This window comes from Parapedobacter deserti, from assembly GCF_042646065.1.
Taxonomy (GTDB): Bacteria; Bacteroidota; Bacteroidia; order Sphingobacteriales; family Sphingobacteriaceae; genus Parapedobacter; species Parapedobacter deserti.
The window spans coordinates 135749-161375 of sequence record NZ_JBHRTA010000038.1 but is presented as its reverse complement, the minus strand read 5'-3'; the positions used below and the strand labels follow the sequence as shown (position 1 = coordinate 161375).

The 25627-nt window shown below is 51.2% G+C and carries 14 protein-coding genes; 7 read left to right on the top strand and 7 right to left on the bottom strand.

Features of this window, described 5'->3' with window-relative positions:
* Nucleotides 1–9 precede the first annotated feature (9 nt).
* The 5 genes from ACFOET_RS13395 (at nucleotide 10) to ACFOET_RS13375 (ending at nucleotide 7859) form a co-directional block, all read left to right on the top strand.
* A complete protein-coding gene (locus ACFOET_RS13395; protein ID WP_379023468.1) occupies nucleotides 10–1500 on the top strand; it encodes a RagB/SusD family nutrient uptake outer membrane protein in 1491 nt (496 codons plus the stop codon).
* Between the two features lie 13 nt (nucleotides 1501–1513).
* Nucleotides 1514–2350, top strand: coding sequence for a DUF4843 domain-containing protein (locus tag ACFOET_RS13390; protein WP_379023466.1), 837 nt, complete (start codon nucleotides 1514–1516; stop codon nucleotides 2348–2350).
* A gap of 2 nt (nucleotides 2351–2352) precedes the next feature.
* On the top strand, nucleotides 2353–3774 hold the full coding sequence (locus tag ACFOET_RS13385; protein ID WP_379023464.1) for a PKD-like family lipoprotein: 1422 nt from the start codon (nucleotides 2353–2355) through the stop codon (nucleotides 3772–3774).
* Between the two features lie 34 nt (nucleotides 3775–3808).
* Complete coding sequence (locus ACFOET_RS13380) at nucleotides 3809–4957, top strand: redoxin domain-containing protein (protein WP_379023462.1); 1149 nt, start codon at nucleotides 3809–3811, stop codon at nucleotides 4955–4957.
* A gap of 157 nt (nucleotides 4958–5114) precedes the next feature.
* Entirely contained in the window at nucleotides 5115–7859 is a 2745-nt protein-coding gene (locus ACFOET_RS13375; RefSeq protein ID WP_379023460.1) for a DUF5695 domain-containing protein, read from the top strand.
* Between the two features lie 71 nt (nucleotides 7860–7930).
* On the opposite strand, the gene ACFOET_RS13370 is transcribed toward ACFOET_RS13375, so the two are convergent.
* From ACFOET_RS13370 to ACFOET_RS13355, 4 genes are all read right to left on the bottom strand, one after another.
* Nucleotides 7931–11446 (bottom strand): PVC-type heme-binding CxxCH protein, encoded by a 3516-nt coding sequence (locus ACFOET_RS13370; protein WP_379023458.1) that lies wholly within the window; start codon nucleotides 11444–11446, stop codon nucleotides 7931–7933.
* Nucleotides 11447–11531: 85 nt separating this feature from the next.
* Nucleotides 11532–12662 carry a Gfo/Idh/MocA family protein gene (locus ACFOET_RS13365; protein WP_379023456.1) on the bottom strand — a complete coding sequence of 377 codons (1131 nt, stop codon included), beginning with the start codon at nucleotides 12660–12662 and terminating at the stop codon, nucleotides 11532–11534.
* A gap of 33 nt (nucleotides 12663–12695) precedes the next feature.
* Entirely contained in the window at nucleotides 12696–13589 is an 894-nt protein-coding gene (locus tag ACFOET_RS13360) for a sugar phosphate isomerase/epimerase family protein (RefSeq protein ID WP_379023454.1), read from the bottom strand.
* 18 nt (nucleotides 13590–13607) lie between these two features.
* The gene (locus ACFOET_RS13355; RefSeq protein ID WP_379023452.1) at nucleotides 13608–15098 is read right to left on the bottom strand and encodes an MFS transporter; all 1491 of its coding nucleotides are present in this window, start codon (nucleotides 15096–15098) and stop codon (nucleotides 13608–13610) included.
* Between the two features lie 283 nt (nucleotides 15099–15381).
* Here ACFOET_RS13355 and ACFOET_RS13350 point away from each other — a divergent pair, with 283 nt between their 5' ends.
* Nucleotides 15382–16266, top strand: a complete 885-nt coding sequence (locus ACFOET_RS13350; RefSeq protein ID WP_379023450.1) for an AraC family transcriptional regulator — start codon at nucleotides 15382–15384, stop codon at nucleotides 16264–16266.
* On the opposite strand, the gene ACFOET_RS13345 is transcribed toward ACFOET_RS13350, so the two are convergent.
* From ACFOET_RS13345 to ACFOET_RS13335, 3 genes are all read right to left on the bottom strand, one after another.
* Entirely contained in the window at nucleotides 16261–18651 is a 2391-nt protein-coding gene (locus ACFOET_RS13345; RefSeq protein ID WP_379023448.1) for a TonB-dependent receptor, read from the bottom strand. The genes ACFOET_RS13350 and ACFOET_RS13345 overlap by 6 nt on opposite strands.
* Nucleotides 18652–18811: 160 nt before the next feature.
* Nucleotides 18812–20416: a RagB/SusD family nutrient uptake outer membrane protein gene (locus ACFOET_RS13340; RefSeq protein WP_379023446.1), complete on the bottom strand. Its 1605-nt coding sequence runs from the start codon at nucleotides 20414–20416 to the stop codon at nucleotides 18812–18814.
* Between the two features lie 28 nt (nucleotides 20417–20444).
* Nucleotides 20445–23405, bottom strand: coding sequence for a SusC/RagA family TonB-linked outer membrane protein (locus tag ACFOET_RS13335; RefSeq protein WP_379023444.1), 2961 nt, complete (start codon nucleotides 23403–23405; stop codon nucleotides 20445–20447).
* A 298-nt stretch (nucleotides 23406–23703) separates the two neighbouring features.
* Here ACFOET_RS13335 and ACFOET_RS13330 point away from each other — a divergent pair, with 298 nt between their 5' ends.
* Nucleotides 23704–25476 carry an ATP-binding protein gene (locus tag ACFOET_RS13330; protein WP_379023442.1) on the top strand — a complete coding sequence of 591 codons (1773 nt, stop codon included), beginning with the start codon at nucleotides 23704–23706 and terminating at the stop codon, nucleotides 25474–25476.
* Nucleotides 25477–25627 lie beyond the last annotated feature (151 nt).

Below are 25627 nucleotides of genomic sequence, written 5' to 3'. Positions count from 1 at the left end.
TTGAAAACGATGAAAAAAACGATTATACCATTTGCAGTTTTGCTATTAACCCTGACCTCATGCAGGCAGTGGCTGGATGTCCGACCTGAGACGGAGGTAGACCGTCACTTGCTGTTTTCCTCCCAAGAAGGTTTCCAAGAAGCGTTACTGGGCGTCTACACGCGCTGTACGGATAACGCCCTATATGGCAGAGAGTTGACCGTAGGTACGCCCGAGGTCTTGATCCAGAACTACAACATATCGGCAAACGATCCACTCCGCTACATGCAGACACGCAATTTCCAATATGACAACGGCGATTTCATCCGTCGCAAGGATGGCATCTGGAGAGGCTTGTATCATGCCATAGCCAACTGCAACCTGATCTTGGAACATATCGATGAACAAGAGCGGATTTTTGCCCCCGGCTACTATGCTTTGATCAAAGGCGAAACCTTAGCCCTGCGGGCCTACTTACATTTCGATGCCCTTCGGCTATTTGCACCGGCTTTTGCGGTCAGCCCCAACGCCAACGCCATTCCATATGTGACATCATACAGCAACATGCCTACCGCGATGTCTTCCGTTTCAGCCGTTTTGGATTCGGCAATCCGAGATTTGCAAGCGGCCAAGGCCTTGCTGGTTGACGAGCCCATACGGGCATCCAGCTACATCGCGGCATACCCGTTGAATGCTAATGGCACACCGGGGCCTGAACTAACCAACCATGACCTGTTCCTTCAAAACCGACGGCACCGTATGAACTATTACGCGGTGTGCGGTACGCTTGCCCGTGCGTATCTTTATAAACAGGACAAACTTAACGCGTATGAAAACGCAATGGAAGTCATGTTATCTAACAAGTTTCCCTTCACGGCAAGTAGTGATTTTTTGGCTGTGGATGAAGACAAAAGAGACCGCATCCTTTATACAGAGCTCGTTTTTGCATGGTACATCCCTCGCAAAAATCACGATCTGAACACGAACTGGTTCCGCACAGGAACTGCCGGCATGCACCTTCTCCAAGAAGCCGCACAAACCATTTACGAGACCTCCGGTGCCGGCAGTACCGACCTCCGCTACCGGCAATGGCTTAGCACGGTCGGCGTAAACAACGTGTATATCTCAGAGATCCACAAATACCGCAGGAACCCACTTAGTAATGAAAATAATGCTAATAGGCACTACCTGATGGCTCCAGCACTACGATTAAGCGAACTATACTATATCGCCGCGGAGTGCACCTATGAGTCTAATCCCGAGTTGGCGACCCAATACATAGACGCTGTACGTCGGAATCGGGGCATCGACCAACCGTTGTCTGTTGCCAACGCCGTGGAATTTGAAGAAGAACTCGTGAAAGAATACCGCAAAGAACTCTTTGCTGAAGGACAGTTGTTTTATACCCATAAACGGCTCAACCGTCCGTTCCGAAACCTACAGGGAGTGGTCATAGCGCCGAGCAATCTGATTTTTGTCCTTCCACTACCAGACGACGAAATTATTTATGGCGAACGTTAATTTTTTTAAGATCATGCATTACAAATTGACAATACAGGCGTTATATCTATTGGTTGGCGTCACTGTGCTCTGCAGCAGTTGTAATCAAGCAGAATTACAAACGTTTCAGCATTCCGCTAATGTTTATTTTGACCTTGACACAAACTATTTAAAGACGATCCCGGATAGTGTCACCTACACCTTTGCTTACGACATGACTAAAGCACAGGATACGGTCAATCTTCTTACACGCGTTTCCGGCTTCCGCGAAGGGCGCGTTCGTCACTTCCGCGCCTATATAGAACAGGATTCCTCAACAGCGATTGCAGGTGAGCACTACGAGCCCTTAAAAGACCAATATCCGGTCCCGGCTGACTCCGGAAATGCATTTTTGCCACTGGTCCTCTATAACGCCGCAGATTTGGAAGATCAGTCCGTTTCACTGATCATAAAACTTCAGGCATCTGATGACTTCGGCGTCGAAAACCCTCGGATTATCCGGGCACGGGTTGTCTTTTCGGCTCGTTTGGAACAACCATACTGGTGGAGCATGTGGCTGGGCGCGTACTCACGTGTCAAACATCAACTTTTCATCCTGGTCACCGAGCAAACCGAAATGACCACAGAGGGGTTGGATGCGCCGCGCAACACGTACTTTGCAAATCTACTCACCCGGATGTTAAACAATCCATTCAGTTGGGTCGCTGACAATCCTGAAAAAGGATATGTACTCGAACCGCTCACTGAAGGGACAAATCCAAACTATCATTTTTACCACCGGGACAACCCCAGCCGCACCATACTTTTGCGTTACAGCGCCGCTGCGGGGAGGCATTACTTTATTGACGAAAACGGACAGGAGGTAAGATAATCATGAAAAAATTTGTAATAGCACTTAGCATATTGTCCATCCTATCGGTCAGCTGTTATAAAGACAAGGGCAACTACGACATTAATATGCCTGTAGCACCGGAAGTCACCAACCTATTGGAAACCTACGGAGCCATTGTGGGCGATAGCTTGATTATCGAACCCGAAATTATCGCTCCGGCAGACGCCGATATCGAATTGGAATGGCGTATTGGGGTGCCCGAAGCTGATTCGAGCATCGAACAGGTCGGCCCTTCGCTACGCATGGTATTCGGACTACAAGCAAACCGCTATCATGCCCTTTTGACTATCCACAACAAAGCGAACGGAATGCGGTATTTCCACCGTTTCTATATCCAGGGCGTTACCGAATTTGTCAGTGGCATGACGGTACTTAGTGTAGAGAACGGGGTCACCCAGTTATCCTTTATCAAACCGGACAGTACCGTACAGTCACGCCTATATGAAGCCATCAACGGCAAACAACTTCCAGCCAATCCAAGACACCTGTTATACATGACAAACCAGACCACAGGCGGGACACCGCTCGGTTATTGGATCATCACGCAAAACGGTGGTGTCCGACTGAATGTGACGACCATGCAGGAAGATCCTGTCTATCCAAATACCCTTGCCACAAACTTCTTTTTGCCCCCGCCGACCATCGAGGTTGGGCACATGGTCCAGCATCCCCAGGGCGTCATGATGGGAGTGATCAACGGCAGGTTTTACGGCGGTACCACCCACACTTGGGATCAGGCGGCCACCTATGGCATGTTCGGCTCGTATGCAGATGGAGACTATAACCTGGCACCAAAATTCGTCATGGCCAACGTGAATGGCCAATACAGCTTCATCGCTTTCGACCGTATCAAACGGCAGTTTTTGCGGTTCAATTTATATGGTGTTCCCACCTATTTCGGCACCCAATATACCGTCACAAACACCGGCATCTTTGACCCAACCAACGTCGGCATGGATTTGGTGGATATCGTGCAGTCCAATAACACCGAAACCTATGCCTATGTTAGGGGAGCCGATGGCACCATCCGCGAGTTGGCGTTTACCGTTAACTTCAATGGGCCATTCACCTTTACGCCCGGCCATAACCGGCTGTTCGTGCGCCAAAACCTATTCGGGGAAAATACCAAATTACTGGCCGCCCAGAATGGGGTTATTTATATCGCGTCAGGCAATAAAGTCTATCGGTATAACCCATTAAATGAAGATATACGCGAGCTGGAAACCAGTTTCGATACACCGATCACCATGATGAAATTTCACAACGGTCAGAACACCCTTGTCGTTGGTTCGGGATCAAGTTTGTACTTCCTCGCCATACAGACGGGACGCTTCGGCGACCTAACCGGACAGATCGATGGTATCCCGGGGTATCCAGTGGACGTCGCATTTAGAAATTTTTAAGCGAATAATTAAAGGAATAGAAAAAAAGCAAAAAATGAAGAACAAGAAATTATCTGTCCTACTGGCCGCATTCGCGGTTGGCAGTACCATAGTCCAGGCCCAAGAGGGATTCAAAATTATCGGCAGGGCACCAGCCGCTAAAGATGGCAGCAAAGTATATTTCGACTACCAAGGTGCAGCCGGCGAACACAGCGACTCGACCATCGTCAAAGATGGCAGCTTTGCCTTCGAAGGTGAAGTAGCCGAGCCCAATTTTGCGCGAATGATACTGGACCACGAAAATAAGGGCAAATACATGACCCAGAACATCGGTGACCGCCTGTATTTTTATATCGGGAACGAAGATTACCATATCGCCGTCACCGACTCACTACACAACTCAGCAATCACCGGCTCCCCGCTGCACGACGAATACACCACCTTCCTCGATGAAGTCGGGGGATGTTTTATAGCCATTATGGACAATGCGAGTAAAACCGCGGCCTCCATTCCGCAAGACGACCCGCAATACAATGAAAAGATGACCGCACTGCGGGAAAAAGTTGATGGCATTTTGGAAACCCGTCGGCAGAAAGAACTCGAGTTTGCGAAAAACAACCCAAACTCCATCTTTTCCGCCGAAGCGCTGCGCGACGTGGCCAATACCCATCCGCTAAGCGAGATTGAGCCGGTACTGGCGAGCCTCTCGGAAGAAGTCCGCAGCCTCACTACTGCCAAGGCACTTACAGCCCGAATCATTGCCGAAAAAACCATCCAGATAGGTAACATCGCGCCAGACTTCACACAGCCAGACGTCAACGGCAACCCAGTCCACCTGTCAGACTACCGAGGCCGCTACGTGCTTATCGACTTCTGGGCCAGCTGGTGTGCGCCCTGCCGTGCTGAAAACCCGAATCTTGTAAAGGCATACCAAGCTTATAAAGACAAAGGCTTGGAAGTGCTGGGCATATCGCTTGATAGCAAAAGCGGCCGCGATGCCTGGCTCGCAGCTATCGAAAAAGACGGTTTGCCTTGGGTAAATGTCTCTGATCTCAATGGGTGGAGCAATGCCGTCGCCGTGCTTTACGGTGTGCGCGGTGTGCCACAGAATTACCTCATCGACCCCGAAGGTAAAATTGTGGCGTCAAACTTGCGCGACGAGCGGCTGCATACTGTCTTGGCGGAAGTCTTTTCAAATCGATAGATCACCTAACCCTGTTGCTTCCCCTTGCACCGTAGCCGTGCAAGGGCTTTTTTTTGTGCGGTACATAATCCATCAAAATCTGAATATAAATAGGTAATATCGAACGATCGGATTAATGCTGTCTTTTTTACATTTGTTCTTTTGAACGTTTGATACTATGCTGACCTTATTGTTTCAATACTCGCTGTCGTTCTATCGGTATTCACTGACATACAGCACAATGGCACTTTGTGTGTTGTCCGTACAAGCACAATCTCCTTGGGAACGCATCGCCCAGCGTCCGTCTACACTAGGGCTGGAGGATGGCACCGTCGAATTCGCCGCCCCGCCTTTCAAGCTTAAGCTCGTCAAGGCGTCCCAAACAGCTGCAGGTCTGATTCCCCTTACCGATACTGCTTTTGACTACACTCCTGCCGAACGGCTCGAAGCGCGTGCAAAGGATGGTTTGTATCACCTTGGCGATATCAATATGCGGGTGAGGACCGGCGCGCAGATGCCGTGGCAGTCTTACGCTACGGCCACCAAACGTGCGCCTGTGATTCCTTTGCCGGCAACGGGCGATACGTTTGCTGCCTCAGACCTGACGCCGACATTGCCTTCGGATGTTCCGCTTGCCGTGAAACGTTTCTGGCAATCGGTTGACGGGATGCTGGTGCTCCGCTTCGAGCTAACCAACACGACAAACTCCGCCATAGAAATCGGTTCCCTGGGCATCCCGATGGTTTTTAATAACATCTTGCAGGATAAGAGCTTGGATGAGGCGCATGCCGACAATGTCTTTTTCGATCCGTATCTCGGAATGGACGCTGGCTACCTCCAGGTAAACCGGCTTCACGGAAACGGACCGGTGTTGTTGGTGTTGCCCCATGAGAACGCGCCCTTTGAGGCTTATAATCCCCTAAATGACGACCCCACACCGCGGAGTATTGTATTCGAAGGATTTCACGAGTGGATGATCCACAGTAAGGCCCATGCAACGGCAGAATGGAGTGGCGTAACGCAATGGAACGAGCCTACTTCGTCCATCCTTCAGCCCGGCGAAACGAAAAGCTATGCCCTGCGGTTTGTCATGGCGCCGGACGTCCGGCAGATCGAAGACGAACTCGCCCGCCAACGGCGCCCGGTGGCGGTGGGTATACCGGGCTATGTGGTGCCACAGGATGCTCCTGCCAAACTCTTCCTCCGTTACCACAGCAAGGTGAAATCCATCGAATCACATCCGGCAAACGCGCTGTCCATTAAAAAAGGGAAGCAAACGACAAACCAATGGCACACCTATGAAATCGCCGGCGAGCAATGGGGCCGAGCGCGACTTACCATCACCTATGCCGATGGTGCCAGGCAAACCGTAAACTATAAGGTCATCAAACCCGAGCGGGATGCAGTGACCGATCTTGGCCGTTTCCTCACCACGGCGCAATGGTATGAAGACGACAACGACCCTTTCGGCCGCTCGCCGTCGGTCATCAACTACGATTATGAAGCAAAGAAACACCTGACTCAAGAGTCGCGTGCGTGGTTCGCAGGTTTAAGTGATGAGGCCGGGGCTGGTAGCTGGCTGGCCGCAGTGATGAAGCAGGTGTTGCTGCCCGATGGTACTGAAGTGGAAAAGCTGAAACGATTTGTCAACGAAACACTATGGGGAGGCATCCAATACAACGAGGGGCCGCTGCAATACGGTGTAAAAAAGAGTTTGTTTTATTACGAACCGGATTCCATGCCCCCAGGCACCTACAGCGACACCATCAACTACAGCGGCTGGGCGGCGTGGAAGAAAAAAGAAGCCGACAGCCCTGGGCGATCCTACAACTATCCGCATGTGACAGCTGCCCATTGGGTGATGTACCGGCTTGCGCGTCATTATGTTGGCCTTGTTACAGAAACACGCTGGCAAACGTCCCTCGAGCGCGCTTACCACACTGCGATGGCCATGGTCGAACACGCCCCGCATTATGCCCAGTTCGGTCAGATGGAGGGCTCCGTTTTCCTGCTGGTGCTCAATGACCTGAAAAACGAAGGATATACCGATATGGCCGACCAACTCGAAGCGGCCATGCGCAAACGGGCAGACCATTGGCGTTCGTTGAATTACCCCTTTGGCAGTGAAATGCCTTGGGATTCAACGGGGCAGGAGGAAGTATACCTGTGGTCGCGCTACTTCGGATTTGACGAGAAAGCGCTGGTGACGCTAAACGCAATCCTGGCGTATATGCCCACTGTGCCGCATTGGGGTTACAATGGGAGCGCCCGCAGGTATTGGGATTTCGTCTACGGTGGCAAACTTTCCCGCATCGAACGGCAGCTGCACCACTATGGGTCTGCCCTTAACTCCATTCCCGTGCTTACGCATTACCGGGACAACCCCGATGATTTTTACCTGCTCCGCGTAGGTCACGCCGGGGTCATGGGCGCGCTGGCCAACATCACAGCAGATGGCTTCGGCCCAGCGGCGTTTCATTCCTATCCGTCCACGCTGGCCATCGATGGCTATGCGGGCGACTACGGCTGCGGTTTTTACGGCTACGCCGTAAACTCGGGCACATACATCACCAAACATGCTGAGTTCGGTTGGCTGGCGTTCAGCGGCGTGCTGAAACAGAAGAACAATTGGATCACCACGAAGGTGACCACCGCCGGACAGTCCCGTGTATTCATCGCCCCCGCCGGCCTTTGGATCACCCTGGATGTCGGGCGGATAACCGACGTCGCCTACCACGATAAAACCGGTGAGGTTCGCGTCACCCTTGCTCCGGACAATGGCCATACGCCTATGACTTATCTACGTCTGGAGGAAACGGGGGAAGATAGCAGGTACACGCTGGCTGGATACCACAAAAATGACCAGGGGCAGTATGAAATCCCGTTAGGCAGCTCTGGGGAAACCCTATGGCTCCGCCGCTAAAATGAACCGGCCCGGCACGTGTCTTACACATCGCCGGGCCAGTCCAAGCTTGTTGCTTGTTAAGTCGTGCGCTACCTCGTCACCTTCATCACGCCATGCATAATCCGCCAGTGTCCCGGAAACGTACACACGTACGGATAATCGCCTGGCGTGGAAGGCACCGTAAACGTCAGCTCGTAACGATGCTCGGGGTCGACAAGCGGCGTACTGAACAGAACATCCGGCGTATTGGGGATGTATTGCATCTCTACGCCATTGGGCTGTTTGGCCAGTTCATCAGCAGCCTGTCCAACCTTTTCCAACGTGCCGGGCTTAAGAACCAGCAGATTGTGCTGCATGTGATCCGGATTTTCAAAGACAATTTTCAGCGTCTGCCCCGCTTTGGCCACAAAATTGGTAACATCGTACTTCATCTCGCCGATGACCGCCTTGATGGTGATGGATTCATCAGCGGTCACTACCGTTTCATCCGCAGACTCTTGCGTATTTACCATAACAAGCCGTGCATTCTCCAACTGTCCGGTGAAATGAAAGTCATCGGCGTAGTCGCCGACATTGGGAATGGGCGGTGTCGAATCACCCCAACGGCGCTGTCTGTTGTGCCCGATACGGATAAACCCGCCCGGCACTTCGGCAAACAGGCCGGCCGTCTTGCTTTCCGCCACCTGTTTCCCATCGATGGATAATGTCATCTTCCCGCCGGAAAGCAGGGATGCTTTGACGGTAAATTCCGTAGGTAACGGTTCACCGCTATGGATAATGGCTTTCCTCCCTTTCTGGTTTACCTGAAAATGTACCCGGCCGTCTTTCAGGTATACGGCATAACCATCCTTGTTGTCGCCATGGGATACGAGGACACCCTCAACCAGGATGCGGCGCATTTCAGGAGGCCGCACCTCAGCCACAAAACTGATTTCCTGATTGGCGAAGTCGGGCACCTGCCGCCCGCCTATCGTACCACCCCTTTCTGTACTAAGCGGAAGGACGGTCATCCGTTTGCCGGCAACGATACGCTCGGCGAGTGAGCCGTCTGTATTAGAAAGGTCTGGATGCCCAAACTGTTGGTGATATTCACCCATGAAAGCCTGGCGGTGTACGGCGCCCGCAATCAGTAGTGCATGAGAGACCCATTTGTCCGCTACGTTGTCGGGCTGCTGAACCGATTCAAAGATCGCCTTGCCGATTTCTGCTGAAGGCGATGCATCCGATAAGGCTAAGAATGCGGCTAGCCGGACACGCAAATCGGTATCACGGGTAACACCCGAAGCGATCAGGTGATCGACTACCCCTGCCTTATCAACTGGAAGCACCTGGATAGCTGCGCGTCGTACCCCTGGTGCGGGGTGCTTCAGCGCATCGACAACTATTTGGAGACTCTTTTCGTCAGAGCCGTCCAACAGGCCGAGGCCGTGGAGCGTCCATATGGCGTGTATCGCTCCGCCGTTCACGTTGATTTCGTCTACCGATCTATCCCGTATCAGCGCATGCAATTTGCCAGCTACATCCTTATCACCCGATTCTACCAGCAGCCGCTGCGCAGTGAGGCGCCAGAACTGGTTGTCGCTTTCCAAAGCGTCGACCAAGGTACCCGGACGTTTAGGGTTCAGCTTATATGATTTTGAAGGCTTCGCATCTTCGTGCACCATACGATAAATCCGCCCTCTGGTATTATCGCGTAATGGATCGATATACGCGTTACCCACCCCGTTTTCAAACCCTTCAGGTGTGGGATTGTGCTGGATGATGAAGTTGTACCAATCGAGCACCCAAAGCGAACCGTCCGGGCCAACCTTCGCTTCTACCGGGCCGAACCAATTGTCGGAGCTGGCGATCATGTTCCAGCCATCACCCTTTTCCCGGAATCCCGCCCCCACTTGTTCCAAGAAATGCCGATGCACCAGTCTGCCGGTAGGTTCACAGATGAAAGCCACCCGGTTCCAATACTCTTGTGGAAACGCCCGCGCCGTATATAGGCTATGGCCTGCCGCTGCCGTGAAGCCACCGTGCACATCAACCTGCCGCAGTTCCTTGGTCAGCACGTGCATATTGTAATGGGCGTCAATCTTTTCAATGCCCCGCTCCATGAGCCCTACCCGTTCGTAGTAGTGGGCCGGGATAGCAAAGAAGTCGCTGTGCTCATTGTTGGCCGTAGAGATAAAGACATCGAAATCCTCCGAAAAGCCGAGCCCCCAGGTATTATTGCTGGTAGTACCCAGAAACTCAAAATGCTTCGCGCCAGTATCGAACCGATAGACGCCAGCACCGAACTTAAACGGCTGCCCGCCGATGGTACCCTCAAAACCCGAATAGCCTACCGTGCCCCAGATCTTATTGTCCATGCCGTACCGCAGGTTGGATGGTCCGGCGTGGGTATCGTAGGTGCCCCACCCATCGATCAGTACCTCGCGCACATCGGCTTTACCGTCGCCATCCGTATCCTTCAGGAATAAGAAATGAGGGGCTTGCGCCACGATGACTCCCCCGTTGGCAAACGTAAACGCCGTCGGGATGTTCAGCCCCTCGGCAAATACCGTAAACTTATCGGCCTTTCCGTCGCCGTCGGTATCTTCGAGGATCGTGATCCTGTCGTCGCCCTCGCTTTTGTTATCGCGAACAGTATTGGGATAATCTACAGTCTCTATGACCCACAACCTACCCTTTTCATCCCAGTCCATTGCAATCGGCTTTCTGATATCGGGTTCGCTCGCAAACAGTTCCAGCCGGAAACCGACAGGTACCTGAATGAGCGTCTGGGACTCTTCAGCACTCAGCGGAAGCTGATAGCGGGGCGGCGGATCGCGCCGCTCGTAGTTGGGCATCCGCGCATCTTCGTACACTGGCTGCGCAATCGCATAGTCCTTCATCTTTTTCACGGCTTGCTCACCCACCGCCCAGAGAATACCGCTCTTCACCAGCTGCAGGAATCCCGGATTGCGGAACGTGCGCTCATCGTGGCCAAAGGCGGTATAAAACACCCGCCCTTCGCCATATTCCTTCACCCAGGTGTACGGCTCACGGTGGGTACTGTCTACCCGTTCCATCAATACCACGATATCATCGGCTATGTTATCGTGCACATATGTTTCATCCCATTCGGTCTCAAACGGTTCGACACCAGCCACCGCCGGATGGTCCGGCTTTACGATTTCTGCCGAAAATGCGCCACCGCCGTGGCTTTTGAACTGCCCCCCGATCAGGGCGACCACTTCCGGCGAATTGCGGAAGCAGAATGACGCGGAGTGGAGCGGGATGAAGCCCTTACCGGAAGCCACGTAGTCAAGCAGCGCCCGCTCCTGAGCAGGGCTGATTGAATCGTGGTTGGCATACACGATAAGGCCGTCATACCGATGAAGATCACTTCTGGTGAGGTCATCCGGATCGACCGAATAAGTGATGTTGATCCCCTCAGAAAAATATTCCTGCGCCAGTATATCGGCCAATAGTTCGGAATCGTGGTGCTTGCTGGCATGGCCAAGGAAGAACAGTTCCAGCCTCCTGGGCCCATCGTCCCGATTTCTTTGTCCACCGCAGCTAAAAAAAAACAAGGGAACCAACGCCAACAGCAGGATTCTAGTTAACTTATTCATTATATCGTTCAATTGACATTTATTTATATAAACAAAAAATCATCACCAGCCAAATCAACATAACTGATGCTGGTGATGCTTTCCATTAGCCTTGCAGTGTAAATTCGGGCAAACGGATAATTTCACCGCCTTTCAGCGCAGACTCATGGGCCAGAATGCCCACACAGGTGATATTAGCCGATTGACGAACGTTAGGAAATGGCTGCCGCCCCTCCACCAAGGCACTGACGAACTCATGTACCAGGTGCGGATGTGATCCGCCATGTCCGGCGCCCTGTACGAAAGAAAGATGCTGGTTGTCCGACTCGTCATATACACCGCCGGTGGTGAAATGCCGTATCGGCTCAGGCAAGAGATGTGCGTAGTCCGGGCAGTGCACCTTTTCCGGAATCTCCGGCTCGGGTCTTTTAGCCGTATGAACCACCAGCGGTTCGCCCTCTATCAGCGGCCATTCCACCGCTTTCTTAGCGCCGTATACCTCGAAGCTTTCCCGGTATTGCCGGGCGGTGTCGAATAGCGACCGGTATACATGTGCACTTAAGTCGGAATTCCTGAATTTGATGTGCGCGGTTTCTACCGCAAACGGCGAGTTATAATGGTGGTGCAGCTCCTCCCGGATCGTTCCAGATCCGAAGCAAGACACGTACTCTGCTTCGTTTCTGGTAAGTCCCAATACCGGTCCGACGCAATGCGTAGCGTAGTGCATAGGGGGCAAACCCGGCCAGTAATCGGGCCAACCGTCCATATCCTGTTGATGGCTTGCTTTGAGAAACTGGATTTTACCTAATTCACCCTTTTCATACAGCTCTTTCATGAAAAGGAATTCGCGCGCATACACCACGGTTTCCATCATCATGTAGGTCAGGCCGGTATCTTCCACGGCTTCGACCAATTGCCGGCATTCCTCGACCGTTGTAGCCATCGGCACGGTACAGGCCACGTGCTTGCCAGCCCTCAGTGCCTTCAGCGACTGTTCGGCATGGTTGGGTATCGGCGTATTAATATGTACCGCATCGACATCCTTGTCGCTCAACAGCTCATCATAGTCCCGGTAGCGCTTTTCGATACCGAAAGCGTCACCGATTCTGTTAAGGCTCTCTTCATTCCGTTGGCAAATGGCATACATATGGGCGTCTGGGTGACGCTGGTAAATTGGAATAAATTCTGCTCCAAAGCCCAAGCCAATGATCGCTACGTTGATAGGTTTCTTGCTCATATTCATTATTTTACTTTATTCGCGCGGTTCGTTTTAAGCGGATACAGACGGAGGTGTTCCCTCAGCACCCTTTATCCATTCATTCAAAAATGCATGCCCATCGCGTGCAAACGTGTCCTGATCTTCCGCAAGGTTGCGCCAGATGCATACGGCTCCGGCCAACTCCTTGTTTTCCGGTGTAAAGCTCTCTACTGATACCGTATTGGCATACCCTATAGCAGCCAAGCCTCGGTAATATGCATCCCAATTGGCATTCCCCGTGCCAGGAGTGCCCCGATAGTTTTCCGACACTTGCATGTGGATAAGCCGCTCTCCGGCTTTACGGATAGCCGTTTCCGGATCGGGCTCTTCAATGTTCATGTGGAACATGTCTAAGCATATCTTTGCAGCAGGATGGCCGATGTCGTCGATGAGACGAAGCACATCATCCGCATTGTTGATTAGATCTGACTCGAAGCGGTTCAGCGGCTCCAGCGCAATCTCCAGCCCCCTATCGGCAGCCCGTTCGCAAACCGTACGGAGATTCCGTACCGCCCGTTCCCACTCAATGGCCCGTTGCTCCGGCGGCACCATCCGGGCCTTTCCTACCGCCGAATACATTGGGCCTGCAACAAAGCGCGAGCTAAGCGCTTCGCCGATCCGCAGGCACTCTTCGATGTAAACCATTCCGGTGCGCTGCAGGTTGATGTCATCGCTCGTGAGATCCCTCGTCGGGCCGAACGCGCCGCAAATGATCGGCTCCAAGTTGTTCGCCGACAGCACTGACTTCAACCGCTGTGTATCAACCAAATTCGGGTCTTCCACTGCGATTTCCACCGAATGGTATCCCAATTTGGCAATCTTTTCAAACAAAGCACCCGCTTCTTCCGTCCGGAATGGAGATGTCCATAACCAGGTGCTCACCCCTAGCTTAACATTTAATGCCATAATGAAAATTAATATAGACTATGTGTCTGATTGGGTATTCAAAAGCTTCACTTTATACCCCCCTTTACGCCTGAAATACAACATCAGCAGTAAATAAGAAACCAGCATGATGACCGGAAATACCACGATATCCCGTAGCGCTACTTTTTTTGACTCTTCCTGAATGGCTACGATGGTTTCCTTATCCTCCGGCGGTGCGGCCGAAAATTTACCGAAATCAAGCGCCCGGTACTCGCCGAATAGGCTCGTTCTCTCCTCGGTGAGATACGTATCATACAACGATGTGTTATGTGTGGCATCATACTGGGCGATGTTGCCATCGGCACGCTTATCCTGAAGGAAACCAAGCACCCCTGCGCCGATTACACCAGCGCTGATCATACCGAGACCGGCAATCACGTTCAATGTCAAGGCACCGCCCTTGGGAAACTGCTCAGACACCACACCGAGCATCAGCGGCCACAGGTAAGATTTGCCAAACGCATAGATGGTTGCCGCAATCAAAATGGCCGACCCCACGGAAAACGAAAGGTAATATAGTCCGACCGCCGCAATGAACGAACTGAGCGCCAGTAACCCTAAAGGCGACATCCGATGGATAATGGAGCCAGCGAATAATCGAAGCACCAGCATAATGGCCGACGTATACACCAGTACCCAGCCGCCTTGCAGCCCCAGCTTCTCCATTTCAGACTCCATTAAACTGCTGATCCAACTATCGGTACCTAACTCTGTAATGGCCAAAGGCACCATCACCAACAATAGCACAATGAACAGCGGCCGTCCCCAACTTTTTACATATAAGCCGAAACCGGCGGAAATCAACAACGTAACCACAACGCTTACCCAAGCGCTCCAGCCAAACACCTGACCCAGCTGGAAAACAATCAATGCCGTGATCAGCAACGCGCCGACACCCCCCAATTCTTTCAGCATCTCGACATAGGATACACCTGCCTGGACCCGTTCATTGGCAGCAAACCTCCGGGTAATCATCATGCCGCCGTACAACAGCGTTGGGATAAGTATTAGCGCTATCTTAAATTCCCAAGCGGTTTCCGGCCCCCATGCCAGGGCCATAAGCCCGCCCAAGACCAATCCGCCCGGCCACCCCGCATGCAAGATGGCCAACCACTTCGTCTTTTGCCTGGGAAACATGGTGGCGACCACCGGGTTGACCACAGCTTCGACAATGCCATTACCGATCGCCATCATAAAAGTGCCAATATATAACATCCAATAACCCCCAGCAAAAATGGTGACTAATGCCGAAGCGATATGGAAAAGAAAAGCAAAGACCATTGATGTTTTGTACCCAACCTTATCGACAATTAGGCTGAACAGCACAATGCTGATCGCGAACGGCCATAAGCCGACTCCCGCGATTTCACCAAGCTGCGTTTGGGTCAATTGAAACTCGGCCCCCCAGTCGTTAAGAACGAAAGCCCGCAATACAAACCCAAAAGAAGTGGCCACCAAAGAAATGACGCACGCATAAAACAATAACATATCCGGCTTGCTTTCGGGTATGTTAGCTGAACTTTTAACTTCTTCTGTCATAATTTAGAAATTGATTACCTTATTGGTTGTCATTGTAAGCGCTAAGATAGAAGATTCGCGGACGCTGTCACACCTATTAATTAACAAATTCTGACTATATCTTATCCATTTACCGTCAATTAGACACGAATAATGGACAATTAGTTAACATTTTCATTACAATAAACGCTGTCACCGACCGTTTACCTATCTTGAGAGCATAAAGATAACAACCAGCAAATAAACCAACTAAATGAACGTAGTTGTGAAAAAAACAGCTATTCAGAAGACCCGTATTCCGGAATCCAATATTTTCGCTGTGCGTGAGCTCCATGACCGGCATTTTGATACGACTTGGCATGCACACATGGAATTTCAGCTCTTCTTGGTAGTGGAAGGCACCGGCACTAAATTCGTCGGCAATACAGTGAAGCCATTTGATAAGGGCGACCTGACTTTCCTTGGCCCTAATATTCCACACCTATGGCGCAGTGATGAATGTTATTTCGACGCGCATGGCGAGCATACCAGCCGCGGCCTGGTCATCTACTTCAATGGGGCAGCTCTCGAAAAACTGATCGAGAAAGAAGAATTTGCCCAACTCAAGATCCTGCTGGAGAAAGTGCGGCGTGGAATGGAGCTTTACGGAAAAACCGCCCAGAAAACTGCCAAACTTATGCACGAACTGGTGCACCTGCATGGCATGGAAAGTGTCATCCACTTATTCCGTATCCTGGATTTACTCACCAAGACAAAAGAATACCGATTGCTGCATAACGACATGGTCTATTACCAATTGAAAGATGTGGAAACTAACCGCATCAATATTGTTTATAACTATGCAGTAAAACATTTCAGGCACAAAATTACATTGGAAGAAGTTTCAGCATTGCTGAACATGACCCCGACGTCTTTCAGCCGGTATTTCACCATGAAAACCAGCAAATCGTTTTCGTATTTTTTAACCGAGCTTCGCATACGCAACGCCTGCCGGCTGCTCTCTACGGAAGAAGCAAAAAATATCGCGCAGATCTGCTATGAATCCGGCTTCAACACCCTATCCAACTTCAATAAGCAATTCAAAACCTTCATCGGCATGACGCCTACTGAATACAGGCAGAAGTTTTTGACATTATGATCCAAACCGCTTCCTTACCGTCAGTCCATAGGTAGCGGGCCTACCCAGATGAACCGCGGCGAAGCCAAAATCATAGGCATAGTCGACATACCGCTTGTCAGCGAGATTCTGCCCCCATAAAAGAAGTTCATATCCCGAAAACGAATAGCCGATATTGGCGTTCAACAAGCTATATGTCCCCTGACCCAGTGAGTTTTCAACGGTAAAGTACTGCTGACCGACGAATCTACTATATGCGCCGAATTGTACGCGGTGCCGGTTTGCACTGCCGAAAAAAACTTCATACTGGGCACCCAGGTATCCGGTCCACGTTGGAGTAAATACCGGCCGGTTGCCCCTCAGCTGCACATTTTCACCTTCGTCCGCTGTGTTAAAATCCAGATACTTTGCTTCAGTAAAAGCAACATTACCCCAAACGCTCAAATGCCTCACCAACCGGGCTGTCGCCTCCAATTCCAACCCCATGCTTTCCATGCGTCCCGTATTTTGGGTGACGGTAATCGCGTCCGGCAATAGCAGCGTAGGCACCTGGGCATTGTTTACTCGGGTATAAAACGCCGCAAAGTTGAGCTGCAGGCGCCGCCCCCACAAGATATTTTTGCTTCCAACCTCGACATTATTACTGAATTCGGGATCAAAAGGGCGCAGCGCAGCTTCGTTGGGATCAGAAGAAAGCTGGGATATTCCTCCCGCACGAAACCCCCGGGTGTAACTTCCGTAAAAATGCTGCGCTTCGTTGAAGACATATTTGGCGCTGAAGCTTGGTGTAACCGCGTGGAAACCAGCCGACATCGACGTATCCGGCTGCGTTATCATGACGTTTCCCCCATCGGGCCGGAACTCACTCAATGCGTCCAGCCCGGCATGTTCGTAGTCATACCTTAGTCCCGCTTGAACCTCCCATCCGCTGCCGAACCGAAATCCGAGCTGGCCGAAAGCGGCTGCTCCCTGATTGACCGCTGAATTGGTCAGGATACTCGTAGCGTTGACAGGATACCCTTCGCCTAATATCGGCGCGTCCGATCCGAAGTGTGTGCCTTGCTTTGTCGGCGCATCCTGATGAAAAAGGAAGGCACCTGCAGTCCAGCTTACCGGGCTATCCTTGGAAGGTGCTGAGGAGACCTTAAATTCTTGAGTAAACACCTTGACATTGTTCCAATCCCTTCCATAATTGTTGACAACCGACATACCATCGAGCGGCATGAAGTCGGCGTCGATCGGGTCACGGTAATACCGGTAGTTAGATTGATAGGCCGTCTGAGAACTGAAATTGATCGCTCTGCCGAAATGACTGACAGCGAGCGACACATTATTCGAATTATCCACCATTGTTGTTTTCGCATTCTGGCTCAACCGATACGGGTTTTCAAACGCGTTGTCCAATCCCATCAACAACGCGAATGCACCGCCATTCCGGTTGGCAACATGCTTGAAGTTCAGTGTCATCGCCCATCGACTATTCGGCAGGTATTTGAGGTAATAATTACCAAAAAACGTGTGCTGCTTGTCATAATGCGAGCCGTCGAAATCATTGGTGTAATACCCATCGAGGCCGTTATACATGCCCGAAACACCGAGGAATAGCTTATCATTGACGATAGGTGCCCGCAGACCCAATAGATAGCGCTGTTGCCCGTAATTCCCTAAGTTGGCCTCCACCAACCCCGTCAGCTCGTTTGTCGGCTGTTTGGTGATGATGTTGATCACGCCACCCATTGCATTGCGGCCGTACAACGTGCCCTGCGGTCCGCGGAGTACTTCGATGCGCTCCACATCATGCAGGTAAGGGATGTACGTGTCTAGCCCAAACTGATTGACCCCGTCTACATATGTGGCCACGGCCTGGTTGTATGATGTGGTGGTGATGCCGCGGATAGACGTCACGTTGCGGTTATCTCCCGGATGGGCAATATTCATATTGGGTACTACCGCTGTGATGTCCATCACATTCCACATGTATTGCTGCTCCACCTCCCGTGCACCGATCACGGAAAGGCTCGCCGGGATATCGTTCGGATCACTTTCCATCTTATGCGCGGTCACCACAGCCTCATCGAGCCGATTAGCGACACTTGACAATTCAATGCTGAGGGCTACGCTTTCGTCCACGGTCACGACACGGTTTTCTGTGGCATATCCGACAGCGCTTATTCGGATCGTATGTGTACCGGTAGGAACACGTTCGAGCAGAAAAGACCCTTGCTCGTCGGTCGAAGTCGCCAGATTAGAGTTGAGGAGCTGCACGCTGGCCCGTGGAATGCCACGGCCGTCACCCGTCATAACGCTACCATCTATCGCATGCTGGGCGATAGCAGCGGTTGAAATACTAAAAAAGAATACCAGTGACAGAAAAAAATAGTGCTTCAGCTTATCGTGTCTGGCCATATCGATCATCGTTCCTCAGCTTTTTGTTGTAGCGGCCGAAAATACTACAATTCCGGAAAATAACCAGTGCCATTTGGAAAAACGCTGGTCAGGTCTTGAACGCAAATAGCCATACGGCAAAGCCGTATGACCATTTACACAAAACAACCAATAAACCAAATCAATACCCAGTATTTTGCGTGAGGTTGGGGTTTTTCGTCAGCTCAGCAAAAGGAATCGGAAAAAGCGTACGTGTCTGCGCCTGTGCATGTGGACGGTGGTTGAACCATGTCTTGGTCTGAAATACCCCAAAACGGATCAGGTCCTGTCGGCGATGGGCTTCCGCGGCAAATTCCCAACCCAATTCGTCCAGGAATCTCCCGTGTTGAATATCTGCACCACCGTTGACCGCATCTACCGACCCATCTTTATCCTGCCAGCCGTAGTTGTAGCCGCTCCCCTGTTCAAGCTGCGCACCCGTAACGGTAGCTTTCTCCGGATTATCTTTGAATGCGCGCTGCCTCACCTGCGTGACAAGACCTGCAGCTGCATCAGCGTTGCCCGTACGCAGCAGCGCCTCGGCTTTCATCATGAGAATATCAGCAAAACGGAACATCGGATAGTCGTTGTCCAAATTGCCCGTTGCTCCCTTTTTGATTTCATATTTCCCGATGCGGAACCCCGCGTTGCTCGGCGCGACGGTGCCATCTCCTCCGATACCTGGCACGTGCTTGACATAATTGATCACCTCCGCGCCGGTATTGGCATGATACTGCGGACCTTGTATCCAGGTATCGTATAGGCGGCTGTCGTCAGGATCGTAGGTATCTATAAACTGAGGCACAGCGCAGTTGCCTCCCCAAGGTCCTGCGGCCATTGCATATACCAACCGGCTCAACGGGTCGAGGGTCTTCATATGGATCTGGCTTCCTGTACCGTAAACCTCGTCGTAGGGTACCGCAAAGATGATCTCGCCCGAATTCTCGTTGGTGTATGTGAAAACATCGGAATAGTTTAAATCAAGGGAATATGCTTCGCTGGCGATAATGTCATCGGTCTCTTCGATGACTTTATGCCACTGCGGCGTGCCGGTATACACCCCTGCATTCAGGTAGATTTTGGCGAGCAATGCTTTGGCTGCCCAACGGTTCATACGTCCATACATTGGAGCCACTTCCTCCGACAATAGTGGCAATGCCTCGGTCAGCTCCTTGATGACAAAATCGTAAACTTCCTGCCGAGTACGTTGTTCCGGCAACGAGTCATCGCGGTAGTCGGTCACTATCGGCACATTACCGTGGTTATCCAATAAGAGGTAATACGCCAGCGCCCGTGCTGCCCGCAGTTCAGCGATCGCATTCCTTCCGACTTCCTCTGGCAGGGGCAATGCTCCGTCTTCGATCTGCATGATCACCCGGTTTGCCCGGCTTATGGCCGAATACGCCTGGTTCCAGGTATTCGTCGGTTGCCACTGTTCGGATGTCCAATTGTGCTGGTGCATCCGGCGGTATGTACCACCGTCATCCCATCCATTAGGCCTTACCGGGGTAATAATAACATCGGCAGATTCTTCCTGCAGATCAAAATACCCCTGCCAGCCGAACATCAACGTCCGGAACGGAGCATAAACAGGCGCCAAAATATAAGGTAAGTCACGTTCCGTCGGCTGAAAATTCCGTTCAAGCACTTCGGAATAAACCTTCTCGTCCAAGTTGGTACACGAATTGAGCCCCCCAGCAAGCAGCAAGGCTATGAGTACTCCGGTCTTCATTATTTTCGTGTTCATGAGTATATCGTTCTTAGTTCAATAATCGTTAAAAGGTAACCCCTAATCCCAGGGTAAACGTCCGTGTACTAGGGTATTTGTCCCGATGGTCTATTCCGGGTGAAAAAGTGAAGTTCTCGTTACCGATGACACCCATATTCACCGCTTCCGGATCTATTCCTTTATACCCCGTGAAGGTATACAGATTGAGCCCTGAAGCGTAAACGCGCAGGTTGCTGATTCCCTTGATCGCATTCGGCCGGAATGTGTAGCCCAATGTGACGTTATCAATTTTCAGGTAGTCAGCGTCTTCAATGTAATGCGAAACGTACACCAAATCGTTGTTCAGTTGCTTGCCATATACGGGGTCATAAGCCGTTTTCAGCACGTTGTACGCCTTATTTACCGGATTTTCGTAGTATAAACGCTGCATATTCAGCAACTGGTGACCGAATGCGCCACGGAAATTCACCGCGATGTCAAAGCGCTGAATGTTCAGCGTATTGTTCCATCCAAGGTTGTATTTAGGAATCCCGTTCCCATAATATTGGCGGTCTTCCGGCGTGGCATTGGCTATCGGGATCGTTTCGCCGTCCCTGCTTTCCACCAGCCACTTTCCGTTATCGTCCAAACCAACGCTTTTCAACACGAAGAACTGACCGATCGGCCCGCCCACTCTTACTCGGTGGGTAGATACCTGTATAGGCTCTCCGGTATGCCCCCAGTCGAAGAACTCCGTAGTCACATTGAATTGGTCGTTGGAGAGGTTAACGAGCTTATTCCGGTTGGTTGAAAAGGCTACGTTTGTAGTCCATTTGAAATTTTCATTATCCACTGCGCGTACATTCACCAAGGCTTCGAATCCGGAATTCTGCATTTCGCCCGCATTCAGCATCATGCTGCCATACAGGAACGGGGGTGTTGGAACTGCAAAGTTGTAGAGTAGGTCCTTGACATTACGCGTGTACCAGTCCAGCGCACCGGACAGGCGATTGTTGAATAGCCCGAATTCCAGTCCGACATTCCATTCCTCCTTTTTCTCCCAGCGCAGATCAGGATTGAAATTTCGTGCGGGCACAAACCCCTGTACCCATTCGCCGTTGATGAATGCACCCTGCTGCCAGTCGAAGTTATAGCTCGTCTGCGACATGTAAGGTGACGAAGCGATGGTGCCCGTAACGCCGAAGCCAGCTCGGAGCTTGAGGTCGGATATAAACCCGGCGGATTGCATAAAGTCTTCATTACCCACATTCCATGCGGCTGATAATGCCGGGAACGTGCCCCAGCGGTTGTTTTCGCCAAACCTTGTTGAGCCTTCCCGCCTCACGCTCGCCGTAACAATGTACCGCTCCTTCCACGAATAGTTGACCCGGCCGAAGAAACCGATCAGCTTCCACATATCCTTGTTGCTGGTCATGGTTGCCTGGCCACGGCGCAGCGCCGCACCGGCCTCCAATTCGTTGTACGAATAATCGTCATTCGGGAAGTCAAAGTTGTAGACATTAAAAAACTCTCCGACATTATGCTGGTAGCTATAACCGCCCAACAGGTTCAAGCGGTGGTCGCCAAATACCTTGTTATAATTTGCCGTCAACTCCAACAGGTCTTCGGTGTTTGCCGTAGTAGATCGATTGGCCGTGCCATTCAAGCTGTTTTTAGTTGTGTTGACATGCTGGAACGTAGTCGAGCTACCGGTCAAGTTGTTGTTGATGACGCGCGATACCAACATTTTCAAACTGAGGTCACCAATGGGCCGGTAGTCAAGCGATCCGCTGAAGCGGGTTTCCCGGAACATCTGGTCGTTGACCGTTTCGTGGATGATGCCCAGCGGATTGTCATACATATAAGCGGTCCCTTCTTTCCAAGTACCGTCTGCATTCTTGATCCCTTCCGTCGGATTGCGGATCATGGCCTGCCTCCAGGCCCAGCCACCGGCACCACCCTGTTTTGCGGATAACGTTTGGTTGATGACCTGGATGTTTGTGCGCAGTTTACCATCATACATCTCATGGTTAAGGTCCGCTCTCACGGTGATCCGCTCTTGCCCGGTTTTCAGCATTATCCCTTCCCATCCACGGTAGTTCAACGAACCGGTAAAGTTTGTCTGCGAGCTACCGCCGAAAAACGTAAGGTTATGGTTATGACTGATCGGATTTTGCAAGACCTCATCGATCCAGTTGGTATTGTTGCTGGAGTCGCCGTAGGCGTAGCCTTCAGCGATCAACCGCCGGTAGTCATTAGCATCCATCATCTCCGGTTTCCGGAAGATGGTCTGCACGTTGGCGTAGTTATTATATTCGATCGACGAGCGTGGCTCCGCGCTCCTGTTTTTGCGCGTCGTGATCAACACGACGCCTCCTGTAGCACGCGTTCCATAAATAGCAGCTGCAGAGCCGTCCTTCAACACGTCAATGGACTCAATATCTTCTGGCGCGACGGTTGCAATGTTGCCAGGCACTCCGTCGATCAGCACCAGCGGATTCTGCGATCCGTTGATCGAGTTGAGGCCACGCAGGTTGATCTGGGTGGTTGCGTTGGGATCGCCATTGGGTGTCGTAATCCGTAGCCCAGCTACTTTCCCCTGCACCAGCTGGGCAGCGTCGCGCACCGTACCTTTTACAAAGTCCTCGGATCTTACGCTTGCGATCGCACTGGTCACCTCACCCCTACGCTGGGTACCGTAGCCTACTACAACGACTTCTTCCAGTGTCTCCTCGGTGGGTACCAAGCGGATCGAAAGCGTCGTTTGATCCGTGAGACTAATGGTTTGGCTGACATACCCCAACGCCGACAACCGCAACGTAGCAGGTGAAGTGTATTGGATGGTGAAATCGCCCGCTTCGTTGGAGGAAGTAGCCGCCTGGGTATTGGTGATGCTGATGGAAGCCCCCGCGACGGGAAGGCCCGTTTCATCCAAGACTTTACCCCGCAACGTCGTGGGTTGTTGCGCCAACGCATTTTGCCCAACCAACGCACAAAACATAATGAAATAAATGGATAACTTTTTCATAAAAATTGGTCATTTAAATTTATACGGCTAGCAACACCATAATTTAATGTAGTTATAACACTTGAAAGTACAGCAGGTATCCGAAACCGGCGACTTCCCTTTACTCGTTAAACCGGCTCAATTAATCAGCCTATAAGTTGGTTTTAAAATGTCCTACCGACATCTAATAATACAAAGTTATGCAAGGGTCGGTCGATTGCCTAACCGGATATTAGCGGAAGTGCGCCGTAAATTAACATGGCCCATTTGATACCTGACAGCCCGACCCTTCTGATTTTAGCAGCTAAGCACCGTTTTTATGTTATCTTTGCCACATCTTACCATGGTGGAAAGCAGCAAATTGCCCTGGCATAATCTATCGCTGAAAAAGGCGCTAGCAACCGTACCCGACGAACTAAGGAAGGCACAGCTTACTATCTTTGTCATGGTATTTATGCTGAATTTCCTAAAATTCGCTGCTATACTGCCTTTTGCCACGTTGAATACGCATCTGGTCGTATCATACTCCATCGGGGTGGTAGTTACCGTCATCGTACTTAAACTCTTGCTATCACGGCCGCAATACCTCGAAATTCTTATTCATATCGCACTCGTACTTCAATTGCAGGGGCTTTGGCAAAGCGCATTTTTCGGGGGCAATGGCTTGCACATCCATACGCTGCTTAATATCTTCATGCCAATCATGTGGAGCTTCTATGGTTTAGGGCGGCGTTGGGGGATGATCTATTCCATACTCTATACGTTGCTTGTGCCGGTGTATTTACTTCATGCTCATCATGCCGAGATAGCTCTTCACCTGCTGCCGCTGTTTATGAACTTCTACTCGGCTGTGGCTTTGATCGTTATCGATTTCGGCATCATCATTACAGCACATTACTACTACCAGCGGGCGCTGACGCGGGTCATGCACCATCAGAAAAAGCTGAATAACCAGCTCATCAATCTGGCCAAGGCAAAATCCGATTTCCTGTCGGCCATGTCGCATGAACTGCGTACGCCACTTGGTGTCGTTGTCGGCACAGCAAGCCTGCTGCAGCGCGACGCACACATACTGGATCAGCGGCAGCATCTGGATAACCTGAAGTTTTCCTCGCAGCATTTAATGCTGTTGATCAACGATATCTTAGATTTTAACAAAATCGAGCAAAATAAAATTGAACTTGAATCCATCCCTTTCTCGCTGCCTGCATTGGTGAAGCAAGTGTGTCTCAGTTTCAAAGACGAAGTATCCGCAAAAGGCCTGTATCTGGATGTGTGGATAGCGGATGAACTGTCGGCTATCGATGTCGTCGGCGATTCAGCCCGGTTTACCCAAATCCTATATAATTTAATCGGCAACGCGGCAAAATTTACCGTCCATGGGGGAATAACGGTAGAATGCCATGTACTAAAAAAGCGTGTGCATGACGCCACAGTGCGTTTAGTTGTTGAAGACACTGGCATCGGCATTTCGCCAGACCGGCAGGAAGCTATTTTCCAACCGTTCAGTCAGGAATCGGCCGGTACCAACCGGCAATTCGGCGGAAGCGGATTGGGACTCGCCATCGTAAAGAATCTCATCGAACTTCATCATGGCAAAATTTACTTGGAAAGTTCGCCTGGTGAAGGCACTCGATTTCACGTGGACATTACTTTCCCGATCACCAAAGCACACGCTCAGGAAACCGATCTGATCGACATTTCCCAGCAATTCACGCCCTTCAACCTAAAGGTGTTGCTGGTGGAGGACAATGCCATGAATCGCTACTTTATCCAACAGACCCTAGCGAACTGGGGTGTGGAAGTCGGCTTGGCCGAAAACGGAAAGCAGGCGTTACTGTTGCTTGAACGATCGCCTTGGGATGTAGTACTCATGGACCTTCAGATGCCAGAAATGGATGGCTTTGAAACTGTCAGGCAGATGAGAGGCTCTCCGAACCCCGCGATAACCCGCCTACCGGTCATCGCGCTTACCGCATCGGCATCCGCCGAAACCCTCAGTAAAATCGAGGAAAGCAGAATGGATGGCCACGTGAAAAAGCCTTTCCTTCCAGACACCCTCTATCGCGTTTTGAAGCAATACGCCCGCTAACAAACAACCGCTGCTTCAACTTTTGGCACTCCAAAATCCCCAGAGGATAGGTGGGGAGGTGGGATTTCCGGTCATCAGCCTCAAAATATTGTTCGATGAGGCTATCCGACGAGTGCAGCCAATAAACAGGAGCTGGCTGTGAGATCAGCAC

Excerpts from the sequence above, each read along its gene's own strand:
- ACFOET_RS13380 (WP_379023462.1), top strand. The coding sequence starts at position 3,809 with ATGAAGAACAAGAAATTATCTGTCCTACTGGCCGCATTCGCGGTTGGC.
- ACFOET_RS13395 (WP_379023468.1), top strand. The coding sequence starts at position 10 with ATGAAAAAAACGATTATACCATTTGCAGTTTTGCTATTAACCCTGACC.
- ACFOET_RS13335 (WP_379023444.1), bottom strand. The coding sequence starts at position 23,405 with ATGAAAAAGTTATCCATTTATTTCATTATGTTTTGTGCGTTGGTTGGG.
- ACFOET_RS13370 (WP_379023458.1), bottom strand. The coding sequence starts at position 11,446 with ATGAATAAGTTAACTAGAATCCTGCTGTTGGCGTTGGTTCCCTTGTTT.
- ACFOET_RS13390 (WP_379023466.1), top strand. The coding sequence starts at position 1,514 with ATGCATTACAAATTGACAATACAGGCGTTATATCTATTGGTTGGCGTC.
- ACFOET_RS13365 (WP_379023456.1), bottom strand. The coding sequence starts at position 12,662 with ATGAGCAAGAAACCTATCAACGTAGCGATCATTGGCTTGGGCTTTGGA.
- ACFOET_RS13340 (WP_379023446.1), bottom strand. The coding sequence starts at position 20,416 with ATGAACACGAAAATAATGAAGACCGGAGTACTCATAGCCTTGCTGCTT.
- ACFOET_RS13330 (WP_379023442.1), top strand. The coding sequence starts at position 23,704 with ATGTTATCTTTGCCACATCTTACCATGGTGGAAAGCAGCAAATTGCCC.
- ACFOET_RS13375 (WP_379023460.1), top strand. The coding sequence starts at position 5,115 with ATGCTGACCTTATTGTTTCAATACTCGCTGTCGTTCTATCGGTATTCA.
- ACFOET_RS13385 (WP_379023464.1), top strand. The coding sequence starts at position 2,353 with ATGAAAAAATTTGTAATAGCACTTAGCATATTGTCCATCCTATCGGTC.
- ACFOET_RS13350 (WP_379023450.1), top strand. The coding sequence starts at position 15,382 with ATGAACGTAGTTGTGAAAAAAACAGCTATTCAGAAGACCCGTATTCCG.
- ACFOET_RS13360 (WP_379023454.1), bottom strand. The coding sequence starts at position 13,589 with ATGGCATTAAATGTTAAGCTAGGGGTGAGCACCTGGTTATGGACATCT.
- ACFOET_RS13345 (WP_379023448.1), bottom strand. The coding sequence starts at position 18,651 with ATGGCCAGACACGATAAGCTGAAGCACTATTTTTTTCTGTCACTGGTA.
- ACFOET_RS13355 (WP_379023452.1), bottom strand. The coding sequence starts at position 15,098 with ATGTTATTGTTTTATGCGTGCGTCATTTCTTTGGTGGCCACTTCTTTT.